Source organism: Pseudofrankia saprophytica (assembly GCF_000235425.2).
In the GTDB taxonomy this organism is placed as follows: Bacteria; Actinomycetota; Actinomycetes; order Frankiales; family Frankiaceae; genus Pseudofrankia; species Pseudofrankia saprophytica.
On the sequence record NZ_KI912267.1, the window covers coordinates 1,116,558 to 1,131,255 of the forward strand.

The 14,698-nt window shown below is 74.2% G+C and carries 10 protein-coding genes and 1 other annotated feature (1 of these 11 running past the window's edge); of the genes, 2 read left to right on the top strand and 8 right to left on the bottom strand.

Features of this window, described 5'->3' with window-relative positions:
- A partial coding sequence (locus FRCN3DRAFT_RS55655) for a hypothetical protein (RefSeq protein WP_007519554.1) occupies positions 1–274 on the bottom strand: 274 nt, incomplete at its 3' end.
- Positions 275–602: 328 nt separating this feature from the next.
- Here FRCN3DRAFT_RS55655 and FRCN3DRAFT_RS0239215 point away from each other — a divergent pair.
- Entirely contained in the window at positions 603–941 is a 339-nt protein-coding gene (locus FRCN3DRAFT_RS0239215; RefSeq protein ID WP_027141340.1) for an SCP2 sterol-binding domain-containing protein, read from the top strand.
- A gap of 67 nt (positions 942–1,008) precedes the next feature.
- Here FRCN3DRAFT_RS0239215 and FRCN3DRAFT_RS0239220 read toward each other — a convergent pair whose 3' ends face one another.
- Both FRCN3DRAFT_RS0239220 and FRCN3DRAFT_RS0239225 read right to left on the bottom strand, forming a co-directional pair.
- Positions 1,009–2,154 (bottom strand): HAD-IIA family hydrolase, encoded by a 1,146-nt coding sequence (locus FRCN3DRAFT_RS0239220; protein ID WP_083401922.1) that lies wholly within the window; start codon positions 2,152–2,154, stop codon positions 1,009–1,011.
- 79 nt (positions 2,155–2,233) lie between these two features.
- The gene (locus FRCN3DRAFT_RS0239225; protein WP_007519558.1) at positions 2,234–2,665 is read right to left on the bottom strand and encodes a tetratricopeptide repeat protein; all 432 of its coding nucleotides are present in this window, start codon (positions 2,663–2,665) and stop codon (positions 2,234–2,236) included.
- A 355-nt stretch (positions 2,666–3,020) separates the two neighbouring features.
- Between FRCN3DRAFT_RS0239225 and FRCN3DRAFT_RS0239230 the strand changes: the two genes are divergently transcribed.
- Positions 3,021–4,358 carry a DUF1015 family protein gene (locus FRCN3DRAFT_RS0239230; protein ID WP_007519560.1) on the top strand — a complete coding sequence of 446 codons (1,338 nt, stop codon included), beginning with the start codon at positions 3,021–3,023 and terminating at the stop codon, positions 4,356–4,358.
- A 61-nt stretch (positions 4,359–4,419) separates the two neighbouring features.
- Here FRCN3DRAFT_RS0239230 and FRCN3DRAFT_RS50355 read toward each other — a convergent pair whose 3' ends face one another.
- The 5 genes from FRCN3DRAFT_RS50355 to FRCN3DRAFT_RS0239265 all read right to left on the bottom strand — a co-directional run bounded on the left by FRCN3DRAFT_RS50355 (position 4,420) and on the right by FRCN3DRAFT_RS0239265 (position 14,568).
- On the bottom strand, positions 4,420–5,865 hold the full coding sequence (locus tag FRCN3DRAFT_RS50355) for a hypothetical protein (protein ID WP_007519562.1): 1,446 nt from the start codon (positions 5,863–5,865) through the stop codon (positions 4,420–4,422).
- A gap of 2,855 nt (positions 5,866–8,720) precedes the next feature.
- Entirely contained in the window at positions 8,721–10,145 is a 1,425-nt protein-coding gene (locus FRCN3DRAFT_RS48510; protein ID WP_007519566.1) for an alpha/beta fold hydrolase, read from the bottom strand.
- 142 nt (positions 10,146–10,287) lie between these two features.
- On the bottom strand, positions 10,288–11,547 hold the full coding sequence (argG, locus tag FRCN3DRAFT_RS0239250) for an argininosuccinate synthase (RefSeq protein ID WP_007519567.1): 1,260 nt from the start codon (positions 11,545–11,547) through the stop codon (positions 10,288–10,290).
- Between the two features lie 370 nt (positions 11,548–11,917).
- Complete coding sequence (locus FRCN3DRAFT_RS0239255; RefSeq protein WP_007519568.1) at positions 11,918–12,565, bottom strand: HD domain-containing protein; 648 nt, start codon at positions 12,563–12,565, stop codon at positions 11,918–11,920.
- Positions 12,566–13,938: 1,373 nt separating this feature from the next.
- The gene (locus tag FRCN3DRAFT_RS0239265) at positions 13,939–14,568 is read right to left on the bottom strand and encodes a hypothetical protein (RefSeq protein ID WP_027141343.1); all 630 of its coding nucleotides are present in this window, start codon (positions 14,566–14,568) and stop codon (positions 13,939–13,941) included.
- 23 nt (positions 14,569–14,591) lie between these two features.
- Positions 14,592–14,698, bottom strand: a sequence feature (16S ribosomal RNA rRNA prediction is too short); it runs 723 nt beyond the window's last position.

Consider the following 14,698-nt stretch of genomic DNA (forward strand, 5'->3'; position numbering starts at 1 on the left):
GACGCGCCGGCTCGCCTGGGCGCGCGGGGCCGGCGGGACGCGCGGGAGCCGCGCCCCCCTGATCGGCGCCAGCCGTCGCGTCCAGTTCCGCGAGGGTGTCGGCCAGCAGCCGGTTGACCTCCTCGAACACGGCGACGTGCTCGGCGACCGGCAGCCCGGGCAGCGCCGCCAGCCTGGCGGAGGCCGCGCGCACGCTCTCGTCACCGGCTTGCTCGGCCCCGGCCTCGGCTGGCCGCGCCGGGCCTGGACCGGGTGTTCCCGGCTCGGTGGTCACCTGTCCAGCCTCCCGCGGTCGATGTCCGGTCGCGCCACCATGGTCTGGGACGTCCACACGAGGTCCGGCCCGCCGGGCCGCGTCCGGCCGTCACCAAAGCTAGTGTCGCCTACGGCCGCGTGGAACTCGCGATGCCCCGAACGCGCCTGGTGCGTCACCCGAAACACCCCAGATCCCCCGGCCTCCGGGACACGGCGCGCCGAAGAGGTGGCCGCCGCGCCCTCCTGCCGGGCGAGGACGGCCGTGAGCAGGTAGGACGGGGGAAGGCGCGCCTGGCCGGCCGGGCGCCGCCACCGGGATGTCCAGCGGGCTCGAGAGGACGGTCATCGTGGCGGACCGGAAGCAGTGCGAGACCGCGCTGCACGGGCTTGCCGCCCGTCTCGACCAGCTCACCGCCCGCGGCGGCCGTCCGCCGCGGGCGCCCAACCGGACGCTCATGTGCCGGCTGCCCGACCTCGGCACGTCCTACGTCGCCGAGCTGCGGGGCGGCTGCCTGCGCGGCATCGCCGAGGGTGCGCACGCCTCGCAGATCACCTTCACGCTGAGCAGCGACGACCTGATCGCCATCACCGAGGGCCGGCTCTCGGTGACCTCGGCCTGGACCAGCGGCCGGCTGCGGGTCGAGGCCAGCGTCCGCGACCTCCTGCGCGTCCGATCCCTGCTCTGATCCCTTTCCTGACGATCGCCGCCGGCCCGCCCGGCCGGGTCGACGGACCAGGGCGGCGCCGCGCTCGTCAGGCCGGGATCGTGAGGTCCCCGCAGGCACGGGGGCGGTCGCGCGCGACGCGGCGCGGTGGCTGACCGGCGTCGAACGCCGCCCAGGAGGCGAGGCAGGCGGCCCGCAGGGCGTCCAGACCATCGTCCGGGACGCCGGCGTCGCCGCCTTCGCCGCCATCCAGGCCGCCGGACGGGTCAGCGGCCCGCTCATGCCACTGGAGCGTGCCGGCGTCGTCCACATGGCACTCCCAGGCGCCGCAGCGGGCGCGCCCGGCCGGCGTGAGGCGGGCCGGCGGGTGCGGGCGCAGCAGGCCGCGCAGGTCGTCGGCCAGCAGGGTCGGGCGGTGTCTGGGAGCGGCCGCGAGCAGCTCGGACGCGGTCGCCACACCGGTGAGAACCAGCAGCGTCGGCGTGCCGGTGCGGGCGCCGGACTCGATGTCGGTGTCGAGCCGGTCGCCGACGATGACCGGCCGGCGGGCGCCCGAGCGGCGCATCGACTCGGCGTGCATCGCGGGCTCCGGCTTTCCGGTCACCAGCGGCTCCGCGCCGGTCGCCGCCCGGACCATCGCGACCAGTGCCCCGTTCCCCGGCGCCAGGCCACGCTCCGTCGGCACGGTCAGGTCGGCGTTGCTCGCGACCCACAGCGCCCCGGCGCGCACCGCGAGCGCCGCCTCGGCGAGCCGCTGGTAGGTCAGGTCGGGGTCGAAGCCCTGGACGACGGCCAGTGGCTTGTCGTCGGCCGACGTCACGGGGGTGAGCCCCTCGGCCGCGACCGCGGCGCGCAGCCCCTCCCCGCCGACGATCAGCACCGCCGCGCCCGCCGGCAACCGCTGGGCGAGCACATGCGCCGCCGACTGCGCCGAGGTGATGACCTCGTCCGGGCGGGCCGGCACGCCGAACCCGGCGAGCCGGGCCGCGACCGCCTCCGGGGTGCGCAGCGCGTTGTTCGTCACGTAGGCGGAGCGCATCCCGCTTCGCCCGGCGGCCGCGATCGCCTCGGCGGCGTGCGGCACGGCTCCGTCTCCCCGGTTGACCACCCCATCGAGGTCGAGCAGCGCGACGTCGAACCGCTCCGCCGGCGCCGCCGAGCCGTCCAGGGGTGGCCCGTAGCCCGGGTCGACTTCCCCGTCACGGGCGAGCGTCCGCTCATCGGCCACGCTCATCGCGCCGGAACGCACGCCGTCTGCCACCGGGCGACGTCACGGCCGATGGGTCCGCCCGCCAAGCGACCATCCGCACCGGTCACGCGGAGCGGGCCCGGTTCAGGTGGGCGCGGGCACCGCGCAGCTCCCGGCCATAGTGCTGAATGTCCGGACGCATCGCCGCGGCCAGCGCCAGGTGCTCGATCGCGGTGGGCAGGTCGCCGGTGCGGCGAGCGGCCATCCCCAGGCCGAACTGGGCATAGTCGTCGGTGGGGTCCTGGTCGACGATCCAGGCGAACGTCTCCAGGGCCGCCTCGTACTGCCCGGCGTCGAACTGCGCGCGCGCGAGCGCCTCACGCGCGCTGCGTGACGCCGGCTCGGCGGCGCAGGCGTGCGCCAGCAGCTGGACCGCCGCGTTCGCGTCGCCGTGGCCGTGCAGCGCGACACCACGGGTGTACCAGTCGTACACGCTTCCAGCGGGTGAACCCGCCGGGCCCGGCGGTCGCGCGCCGTCGTCGAACTGCTCGGACATCAGCACCTCCCAAGGCCTGCAACGCCAGACCGGCAGACCGTCATCCGTCTCACGGGCGCCGCCGACGGCCGACGGCCACACCCGCCCGCGTCCACCCGTCCGTCAGCTCACCCGGTCCAGTGTCTCCGCTCAGACGCGCCGCGTACGTCCCTTCGCTGCTTCCGTGTCCCGGAACCGTTCTCGTCACCTGTGCCCCGGTCCGTCCAGACCACCCGTGCCCTGCTCGCGACCCGCGGAGCCAGGAGGCACGCAAGGGCGCCAAAACCCGTCTCGGCCGTGTGAGCTGGGTCGCTTCACATCCGCGACGACGACGGTCCACGATCGCGCCACCGCGCGCGGCCCCTACGATGCGGCCATGGTCGACGACGCCACCGCTGCCGCCGCTACCACCGTGCCCACCCCCGCCGGTCTGGTGCTAGCGCCGTTCCGCGCGGCCAGGTACACCGCCGCCGCCGGGGCCGCCGAGAACCTCGCGGCGCTGACGTCCCCGCCGTACGACGTGATCGACGACGCTGGAGTCGCGGCGCTGGAGGCCGCCGACCCGCACAACGCGGTCCGGCTGATCCTGCCCAGGGACCGTTCTGCCGACGAGCCGGGCAGCCGCTACGCCCGCGCGGCCGAGGCCCTCGCCGACTGGCTGGGCTCCGGCGTCCTGGCGCGCGACGAGGCGCCGGGGCTCTACGTCTACGAGGAGGAGCAGGACGGCCACCGCCAGCGCGGGCTGGTCGGCGGCGTCGCGCTCGCCGACCCGGACGCCGGGATCATCCTGCCGCACGAGAACACGATGGCCGGCCCGGTCTCCGACCGGCTGGCGCTGCAGCAGGCGACCCGGGCGAACCTCGAGCCGATCTTCCTGCTCTACGAGGGCGGCGGCGAGACCAGCCGGATCGTCGCCGAGACCGTCGCCACCGAGCCGTTGCTGGCAGCGGTCACCGATGACGGCGTGGCGCACCGGATCTGGGCGCTGACCGACCCGGCGACGCTCGCCACGATCGCCGCCGACCTGCTGCCGCGCCGCGCGGTGATCGCCGACGGTCACCACCGCTACGCGACCTACCGGCACTACCAGGCCGAGCGGCACGCCGCCGGCGACGGCCCCGGCCCGTGGGACTTCGGCCTGACCTTCCTCGTCGACGCCACGGTCTCCGGCCCGCAGGTGCACCCGATTCACCGGGCCGTGCGCGGCCTCCCCGTCACCGAGGCCGCCCGCCGGGCCGAAGGGGCGTTCACCGTACGCCAGCTGGCGACAGCGGGCACCCCGGGCACCGCCGACGTCGCGCGGCTGCTCGACGAGCTGGCCAAGGCCGGCCAGGCCGGGCACGCGTTCGTCATCACGGACGGCCGCGACGCCTACCTGCTGACCGAGCCGGGCGCCGAGGTGCTCGCCCGCAGCCTGCCGGCGGACCGCTCGGCGGCCTTCCGCGGGCTGGACGTGACGGTCGCGCACCTGACGTTGATCAGCGATGTCTGGGGCCAGGAGGACAAGGTCGGCGTCGTCGACTACTTCCACGACGCCCCGGCCGCGATCGCCGCGGCGGCGGACGGTGACGGCACGGCGCTGCTGCTCAACCCCACGCCGGTCGCCGGGGTGACGGCGGTCGCCGGGGCTGGCGAGCGCATGCCGCGCAAGTCGACCCTGTTCACGCCCAAGCCCCGCACCGGCCTGCTCATCCGCCTGCTCGACGAGTCCTGAGCCACGCCACGGCGGTGGCCAGGCCGACTGGCCTGGCCACCGTCCGCGCGTCGGGCGGCGACTAGTCGTCGCCCGGCTCGACCGCCTCGTCATCCGCGTCCGCCGGCTCGTCGGCGGCGGCGAGGTCCTCGGTCGCTGCCAGGGCCGGGTCGGTCTGAGCCAGCGGCAGGCGCTCGGCGGCCGGGATCTCACGCAGGCCCAGGTCGCTGAACAGCACGCTCAGGTCGGGCAGACCACCAGGACGGGCGGCCTGGCGAGGGGCCGGCTCGGGCTCACCGGCGGCCGGCTCGCGGCCGGTACCGAGAAGCGCCAGCGACGAGCTCCCATCGTCGAACAGCACCGGCACGACGACCTTCGCGCCCCCGGTCGCCCCGGGGTCGATCGGGCCCGAGCCGCCCGTCACGGGAACCTCATCACCGCCCGCGGCGCTGTCACCGATCGCCACGTTCGCCTCATCGCTGACCGGGGCCTCGTCGCTCACCGTGGCGTCGTCAACGGCCACCGCGGGCGCCTCATCGGTAGCCGCCGCGCCGTCACCGGCCGCCGCGGGGGTCTCGTCGCCGGATGTCACGTCACCCGAGGTGTCACCCAGGTCGGGCTCGGCGGCCGAGGAGATCCGTGCCTCGGGCGTCGGCGTTCCGACGACGGCCGGCTCCCGCGCGGAGGTGTTGCCCCCGGCGTCGTCGGCCGCGAGCTGGGTCATGAGCTCGTAGGCGCGTTCGCCCGCGTCGGTCTCGTCCTCCTCGTCGATCGCCGCCGCCGCCTCGAACGCCCGCAGCGCGTCCCCCGGCCGGCCCGCGTCGAGCAGCGCCTCGGCATAGGCGTAACGCAGCCGGGCCGTCCACGGCCGCGGCTCGCCAGGCCGGGTCGCCTCGTCCTGGAGCAGGACGACGGCGGCCTCCGGCTGCCCGAGGTCGCGGCGTGCTCCGGAGCCGACGATCAGCAGCTCGGCGTGCCCAGCCGGGTCGAGCGCCTCGATCGACGGGTCGCTGAGGAAGGCGACGGCCCGCTCCGGGCGGCCGAGGCCGCGCTCCGAATCCGCGATCATGGGTAGGTAGCGCGGCGAACCGTCCATCCGGCGGGCCGTGCGCAGCTCGACCAGCGCCGTCGCGTACTCCCCCGCGTGGTAGGCCGCGATGCCGGCAGCCTCCCGGGTGGCGGGCAGCCGGGCCGCGAGGCTCGCGGCCGCGCGACCGTGCGCGAGGGCGAGCGCCGGGTCGTCGTCGAGGAACATCGCTGCGGCGACCAGGTGGCGCGCCACCACCTCGGCGAGACCGGTCGGCAGGCCGCGCAGCTCCTTGCGGACCTCGAGGTCGAGCAGCTCGGGCTGCGCCTCGTCCGGCAGCGGTGGCAGCTCGGCGCGCGCGCGAGTGGTCGGCGCCGGTCCCTGCCGGCGCTCCCCCGGACCAGTCCGGCGATCCGCGACCCGCCCGGCGCGGCGGACCGGCCGGCCCGCCTCGCTCTGGTTCCCGCGCGTCCCGCGCCCGGGGCCACCCGACCGCGTCACGGCGGCGCCGCGTGGTCCTCGGTCACCGGTCGTGGCCGCGCGGGCTACGGGCGCCGCGTTCTCGGCCGGGCCGGCCGCCGGAGCGCCAGGCCCCGCGGTGGCCGCGGGCCGCGCCTCCCACCGCGACGGGCCAACGCCAGCCTGGCCGCCACCCTGGCGGCCGGCCTCGCGGGGCCCCGCGGATTCGGCGGGAGTGCCTGACTCGGCCGGCAGTGCCCAGGACGGCGGACCGGCCGGGCGGCGCTCGCCGCGATCGCGGTCGGAGCCAGGCCCTCGACTGTCGCGATGCCCACCACCGCCGGTTCCGGTGCGGCGGTCGTCTCGATAGCCCCGGTCGGGCCGGGAACCGCGGTCGTCCCGGGGGCCATGGTTGGTCCGGGGGCCATGGTCGGTCCGAGGAGCGTGGTCGGTCCGAGGAGCGTGGTCGGTCCGGGGAGCATGGTCAGTCCGGGGAGCATGGTCAGTCCGGGGACCACTGTCGGTCCGGTAACCGCGGTTCGGCCCGTCCGTCGTCCTGTCCGGACGCCCGCCCGGCCCGTCGTGGCGCTGGCCGTCTCCAGCGCCCTGCTCGGGCCGCCGCGAACGATGTGGTGTCCGGCTGTCCCGGGAGTCGGCCGCCCGGTCGCGGGCGCCGCCGGCGCCACCCGCTCCGTGACCGCCCGCCGGGCGGTCGCCGCCAGACCCGCCCGCGCGATTGCCCTGGTAACCACCGGACCCGCCCGCACGATTGCCCTGGTAACCACCAGGCCCACCTGTGCGGTTGCCCTGATAGCCACCGGACCCGCCCGCACGATCGCCCTGGTAGCCGCTCGGCCTGGCCTCGCGGTTCCCCTGGTAGCCGCTGGACCCAGTCGTACGGTTGCCCTGGTAGCCGCTCGGCCTAGCCTCGCGGTTGCCCTGGTAGCCACCGGACGCGCCTGCGCGGTAGCCGCCGCCGTCCGGTCGCCCGGAGCCGTCCGTCCCTGTTCCCCCGCGGTCCGGCCGGCCGGTGCTCGCGGTCCGGTCCGGGCGCCCGCTCCAGGCGGGGCGGTCGGAACGCTGTCCGCCTCCCCGCTCCCAGCCGCCGGAACCGCCAGGACGGCCGGTGTCGCCGGGGCGTCCGGAACCGCCGCGGTCTGCGGACCCGTCGCGACTGAAGCGGTTCTGTCCGTCTCCGGTACGGCCAGCGGGACGGTGGTCCCGCGCGGCACCCCGCTCGCCACCCCGATCGTCGCGTTCCCGCCACGGACGGCCCGGCCCGGCCGGACGGTCACCACCGCGATCGTCACGCGTCGGGCCAGGACGGTGACCTCGATCGGCCTGCCCGGCCGCCTGCCCGAAGCGGCGCGGGCGGTCCCCCGCCCCGTTCGCGCCGGCGGACCAGCGCCCCGACGGCCGGTCGGTGGAACGCTCGGCGCCACCGTCACCGCCGCTACGGGCCGCTCCGCTCCAACCGGAGCCGGCGCCGGCCGGACGGCCGCTGAACGGCCGGCCACCGGCCGCGTCGTGCCCACCCCGGCGGTCGGTCTGCCCACCACGGGCGGACGGTCCCGCGTCGCCGGTCCGCGCACGCCAGCCGGAACCACCCCGCTCACCGGGCGTGCCAGCACCAGCCGGCCGGCTGCCTCCGCGGAACCCGTCTGTGCCACGCGCGTTGTCGCCGCCGCGGAAACCGTTTCCGCCGCGGGCGTTGTCGCCCCCACGGAAGCCGCCGCCACCGCGGGAGTCGGTCCGGTCGCCGCCACTGCTGCTGCTTGGGTATGACCGACGGCCGCCTCGATCGTCGCCGTCGCGGCGGTACGAGCCGTCACGCGCGCCCGGTGCCCGGTCCGGCCGGGAGCCGCCGTCACCGCCGCGCGGACGCTCACCACCGCCCCAACGGGACGCGGAGCTACCGGCGGTGTGGGGCGGGCCGCCAGCGGTACGGGGCACCCCGCCAGTGGGCCGGTCGCCGCGGTAGCCGTCCCGGCGCCGATCGTCGTCACCGCGTCCGCCAGCCTCGGCGGGCCGTCCTCGCGACCATCCAGTGGACTCGTTGCGCCCGGGCGCGTCGTCGCGCCGGTATCCCCCAGCGCGGTTCGCCCCACCGGCAGACGAGGGCCGATGGGGTCGCTGCGCACCCGCGCCCGCGGCCCCTCGCGCCTGGCCGCCACCGGCCGTCCGCCGGCCGCCGGCGGCGCCACCGGCCCCGTGGGGCCGGCCGCCACCCACACCGCCGCGCGCACCGCCGGCGTGACCAGCGCGGCGCGGGCCGGACGCGGGGCCTCGGGAGGCCGATGGACGTGCTGGCTCCCCACCTGTGGGAGACGGAGGGACTGCAGAGCTCGACATCGTCATCGCTTCCGATCGGCCCACGCCATCGTGGGTTCCACTGTTGACTTCTAGTCACGAACGTCCGGCCAGGTGGGCCAGGCCCGGCAGCCTGGCGGCACCTCACCCACCTGGCGCCGCCAGCCGTGCGTGGCGCGGTGCGACACGGGTTCCGACGCGGCCGCCCGCGCGGTTCCCTCCCGCCGGCCACCGTGGCCGACGGCTGCCCGCCGCGGATCGGCGGGACCTGTGTGTTCCCAGGGGACGGACCCCGGGGAGTCGATCGACGGTCCGGGAGCGGCTCGCGCCGCGCCGGACGAAACTCCGGCGCCGGGACCCGCGTGGCCCCAGCGACCGGCCACCCTCACCGACAGGAAGAATCACCTGGCGGGCGGGTCAGCTGACATGACTCGTCATCGCCGCATGCCCGCACCGGGCAGGTGTGCCTCGGGGCGGGCTGACGATGCACCGCCCTCTACGGTAGTCCTCCGCTCGGGTGCGGCGGGACCGGTGTGCTCCTGAACGCCCGTGGCCCCGGCGTATGTCCGAACGGCGTCTACCGCCGGTCAGTGGCCGGCCGGCGAGCCTGGCGACGGCGCCCGGTCCGGGTCCGGCCCGCTGGCGAGCATGGCACGCATGTCCTCGACCAGCCGGCCGAAGAGTGGTTCGCGCAGCACGCTGTTGTGGTCGCCGACGACGGTGCGGGCTACGGCGTCGCCGGTGAGGATCTCGGCCCATGGGCCCTCGACCGGCCGGAGCCCCGTCTCGGTGTCGCGGGCGTCCCAGAGCAGCGTGCGTCCCAGGTAGGGCCGCGGCTTGTAGGCCATCATCAGGAACCGGGACTGGTTGAAGAAGTTGTCGGTGTGCCGGGTGTCGGGCCACTGGACGACGCCGGTCAGCGGCAGGCGGGCCAACTGGGCGGCCCGGTCGAACATGACGCGCAGCTTCGAGCCCGGGCCGCCGGCGTCAGGCGCCGCGTCGGGCCCGACCTCCGCGACGGGCGCGGATGCGGACCGTGGGGGCGGCGGAGGCGGGGTCTCGCCGTGCGACTCGACGAACGACCCGGACAGCGTGAGCTTCATCTTGGTGGGCGGGAAGCTGTCGACGATCGTGAGCAGGGCCACCTCCTCACCGATCGCGGTGAGGAGGTGGGCCACCTCGAGCGCGATCACACCGCCGAACGAGTGCCCGAGCAGCAGGTAGGGCCCGTGGGGCCGAAGAAGCCGGATCGTGCGCGCGTGCCGACGCGCGATCGCCGCGACCGACCAGTCCGGGACGGCCCGGTGCGACAACCCGTGTGCCTGGATCGCATAGACCGGCCGCTCGCCGGCGAAATGGGTCGCGATCCCCGCCATGACGACGGCGTGGCCGCCCGCGCCCGCGAAGCAGAACAGCGGCGTGCCCGTGCCGTCGGTGCGCAGCGGCAGCACGTCGTGGTGGCGCAACGTGTCGATGTCGATGTTGGCCTTCGATACCTGCCGGGCGAGCTCGGCGACCGTGCCGGCCCGCGCGACGACCGAGGACGGCAGCGGCACCTGAAGCTCGGTCCGAATCCGCGTCGCGACCTCCTCGGCGAGCAGCGCGTCCCCGCCCAGCGCGCGGAAGTCATCGTGGACGCCGACGGTCTGCAGGCCCAGCGCCCGCGCCCACACCCCGGCGACGGCCTCTTCCCAGTCGTCACGCGGCTCGTCACCGGCCAGGGGCGGCGGCGCCGACGGGAGCGCGGCCCGGTCGACCTCGCCGACGACGGTGCGCGGCAGCGCGGGCACGACCACGACGGCCGCCGGAATCGCGGAGTGGGGCAGGCCGGCGGCGAGCAGCGACCGGCGGACGGCGGCAGGCGACGGCTCGCGGCCCGGCGCTGGCACCACGTAGGCGACCAGCCGGGGTGGCTCGGTCGACCGGTCGGTCACCACCACCGCGTCGGCGACGTCGTCGGCGCCGAGCAGCGCCGCCTCGATCTCGACCGGCTCCGCCAGGTAGCCGCGCACCGCTCACCATCCCATCAACCGCCCAGCACCCGAGACGGGTATTAGAGCACCCTTTGCTAGGGGATGTCCGCCCCGGGTCGGCTCGGTTGCCGACCCGGAACGCGGATCCCGGCTCGGGGCGGGCTGGGCGTGGGGGTTCGCGCTACTCGGTTTCGAGGAGACCCTGGATCTGGCCGGCGCGGGACGCGGTTCGCGCACCGACGCCGAGCACCTGCAGGAAGCCCTCGGAGTCCTTGTGGTCGAAGGCGCCGACCCGGCTCATCGAGGCGTCCTCCTCGCTGTAGAGCGAGTGCGGGATGTCCGCCGCGGCGGCGAAGTTGACGGTGCCCTTGTAGAGCTCGAGCGTGATCGAGCCGGTGGCGAGTTGGGCGACCTCGGAGACGACCTTGCGCGCGAGCTGCGAGCCAAGGTCCTCTCCGTAGGCCTGGTACAGCTGCTCGCCGAGGAAGTCCGACGCGAACTCGAAGATCTTCCTGGCGCGGCGGTCCAGGATCGTCTGCAGCAGGTACTCGTAGGCGCTGCCCAACAGCTCCATGCCGGGAGCCTCGTAGACGCCGCGGGACTTCACGCCGACGAAGCGGTTCTCGACGAGGTGCAGGTTGATGCCGACGCTGTTCCGGCCGCCGATCTGGTTGGCGAGCTCGAGGACCTCCGCCGGGTCGGAGACCGGCTGACCGGCGATCGAAACCGGGCGTCCCTTCTCGAACACGACCGTGACCAGCTCCGGCTGGTCAGGGGCGTCGACGGGGCGGACACCCATGATCGGGCTGACGAAGTTGGCGCCGGTACCCAGCGACTCGAGCACGCCGGCCTCGTGGGTGAGGCCCAGCAGGTTGGCGTCGGTCGAGTAGGGCGACTTACGGGTGGCCTGGATCGGCAGACCGTGCTTCTCGCAGTAGTCGATCATCTCCTCGCGGCCACCGAAGGCGTCGAGGAAGGCCTGGTCGCGCCAGGGCGCGTAGACGGAGACGCTGGGCGCCAGCATGTTCGGGACGAGCTGGAACCGCGCCTGGTCGTTGCCTCGTCCAGTCGCGCCGTGACTGAGGATCTTGATGCCGCGCTCGAGGATGTGCGGAAGCATCCCGCGAATCGTCACGTACCGGCCCAGCGGGGTCGTGTTCCAGTACCGGCCCTCATACCGGGTGAGGCCCTGAACGGCCTGGATGCCGGCCTCACCCATCTCTGTGCGGAGCGGGACGATGACGGACTCGACCGCGCCGCAGGCCTTCATCCGCTCGGCGACGACGTCGAGGCCCTCGCGCTCGTCCGGCTGGCCGAGGTCCGCGGTGAAGCAGATGACCTTGACGTCGTGCGAGGTCAGCCAGTGGGTGACCGTACAACTGTCGAGCCCGCCCGACGCGAAGAAGGCGACGCTCTCGCCCTTGAGGTCCTTGATCTCCATGCCGTCCCGCTCCCGTCCGATGGGCCCAGTTGGACCCTTGACCAGCCAGCATCGGGCCCGGCCGCCGTCGGCGGTTCCGGATGCCCAAGTCTTCCGCGCCCCGCCGCGTCACCACGGCGGTTCCCGGCATCACGCCGCTCCGAGACCCTCCCCAGGGCCAAGCGACGGACCACAGCCTGCCTGGTCAGCACCCCATGCACCCGTCTCGGACGCTATGACCTGACCCGCACCTGCACCGCAATTCTATACACGCCTTCGCATGTTCATCCAGCATCGGTCGACCGGCCTCCCGCGACCGGACCGCTCGCGATCGGACCTCCTGCCTGGCGAACCAGCCAACCGCGGCTCCTGGCCTCGGATGCGGCTCAGCTCAGCCTCCGGCGGCGGAGCCGGTTCGGCGCGGGGCCGCCATCAGATCGTGGATGAGCGGCTCGTAGTGCTCGATGGGGTTGGTCGGGTAGTCCGGGTCGAACGAGGTCTGGTCGTACTCGGCGCAGAACTCGGCCGTGAGGTCGAAGCTCGGGTTGTCGCGGTGCCTGTCCCGGATGTTCCGGTCGATCCCGAAGTACTGGAAGTAGTAGTAGCCCTGGAACTCGGCGTGGCGCTCGACCATCCAGTGCAGCTCGGGTGATACGAACGGCTTCACGATGGCGGCGCCGATGTCGGCGTGGTTGTACGGGGCGAGGGTGTCGCCGAGGTCGTGCAGGAGCGCGCAGAGCACGTAGTCGTCGGCGCGGCCCGCCCGCTCCGCCCGGGTCGCCGTCTGCAGGCTGTGGGTGAGCCGGTCCACCGCGAAGCCGCCGTCTTCACCGCCCAACAGCCGCAGGTGGGCGAGCACCCGATCGGGCAGCCCGCGCTCGAGCACCTCGTTGGCCTCGTTGATGATTTGCCAGTCCTGCGCGGTGCCTTCGGTCAGCGCTCGGAAGGACGCCCGCCTCGGCGCGGGCGAACTCTGCGGGCTCTCCGTGGTCGGCTGGTTCGTCGTGGTCAGCTGGCTCATCGTGGTTGGCTGGCTCATCGGTTCCTCCAAGCGGCGGAGACGCTACGACAGTCCTCCCCACCATCCCCCGCCCATTGCCTGCGGGTGCCTGGTTCGGGCGTAATCCCAGCTCCAGGCCCCACGAACAGATCCAGGCCCACGAACACGGAGGCTGACCGCTTCGAACGGCCGAGCTGGCTCAGTGCTGGCTCGGTGCTTCCTCGCTGCTTGCTGGTTGCTTCTTCGCCGCTTGCTCAGCGCCGGCGCTTGCTCAGCGCTAGCCCACACGGATGTACGCCCGGTAGTCGCCCGGATCTGGCCCATCCAGACTGTTTTCGGGTTCGAGCCGGATGAGCGAGATCGGATGGTTGGCAACCGTCCCGCTCGTAGCGAGGTTCGGATGAGTGTGGAGCTCGTGAGTGTGGAGCTCGATCGCCGTCGCCGCCTGGCCCGGAACAGTGGCTGACAGCGCAACGGTCGCGTCGCCTGCCCAGAAGCACTGCAGACGTTCCGAGGCCGGGCACCTGCTGTCCTGCGTCACGCCGACGAAGACGACCGTCAGGCCGCCGTCGGGTGCGCGCCAGGACCCACCCGGCGCCAGCATGAATTCGTCGCCCGCCGTCGCCGTCGCCGTCGACGGCGGCGGAGCGGGCCGACGCGACTGGCCCGGCACGCCAGCAGGCCCCGGCGAGGCCGTCTCCTCGGGACGCCCGGATCCGCTAGGCGGAACGCCGGTAGACGGCACCGTCGCAGGCGACGATGTCCCTGACAGCACCGTGGCAACCGGTGTACCAGGCCCATTCGTCGGCATGGCCGTTGCGTCTCCGGAGCATCCCATCATCAGGACCAACCCGAAGGGCAACCCCGCGACGAATGCCGCCATACGCCGGCCTCGGGAGCTCGCCATCGGCCCACCTCCCACCCGTCTCCCCGATCTCCCCGCCTTGGACGGGCGAACCGCCATGACGGTTCCCCAAGAGGCACAAAGCGTCGGGGTGCAGGACACGCGGCCAGCCACCACCGACGTCAGCCCAAGCCGGCGTCCATCCTCCGCTCGACCCCATCGGACGCCGATTCCGATACCTCGTTGGTAATCACCCCGCCTCCGGGAGGGTTGATTCGTCCGGGTGTACCGCACCTAAGCGTCGGGATCATCCCAGGTCGGCGATCTTCGAGGTGGCGGGCTTCGAGGTGCCTGGTGGGACGGCCCACTGACGGTTGATTGGCAGGTGGATGTCGGTCAGTGAGGTCCGGAAAATCCCACCCGATCGTGGTCTGGTTCATGATCTGGTGGGATTTTCGGAGTCCGGACTCCGAAAATCCCACCAGATCATCGGGGTACTCCCGCGCCGCGGTCGTCGGGGTGTTGCGTCGCCGTGGGGCCCGGCCCAGGCCGACACCGGCCGGGTAAATCAGCCGAGCCCTCGCTGGTCGTTGCCGTGCCGCGCCTGGCGAGGTCGGCCATATTCCGTCGGAGGCATGATCGTGGCTTCGGCCCTCTGATGGTTGTGAGCGCTATCGATCCACGACCACCCGAGGGCGCAATCGGCGATCATGTCGACGGGATGGGGTCGGCGGTCGCGGTACCAAGTTCCGTCCAGGACAACCACCACAGACCACCCACCACACAGCCCACCGGAAGGGTTCGCTTTCGTGGTGTAGACCCGCCCCGCCCTACCCCGCCCGGCCGGCCCAACCCCGCCGCGTCTGGGTGGCGTGGCATAGCGTGGGAACGCGGAGATCACGAGCGCGCCGCGGAACGCGGAGATCACGAGCGCGCCGCGGAACGCGGAGATCACGAGCGCGCCGCGGAACGCGGAGATCACGAGCGCGCCGCGGAACGCGGAGATCACGAGCGCGCCGCGGAACGCGGAGATCACGAGCGCGCCGCGGAACGCGGAGATCACGAGCGCGCCGCGGAACGCGGAGATCACGAGCGCGCCGCGGAACGCGGAGATCACGAGCGCGCCGCGGAACGCAGAGATCACGAGCGCGCCGCGGAACGCGGAGATCACGAGCGCGCCGCGGAACGCGGAGATCACGAGCGCGCCGCGGAACGCGGTCAGGCGCTGAGCGCCCTCCGCTCCCTGGCCGCTGGCGGGTCTGCGTCGCCGCTCCGCCCGACACCCGCCGCCCGTGGTGAGGGGGGCGGGATGTCTGGAACGGGATATG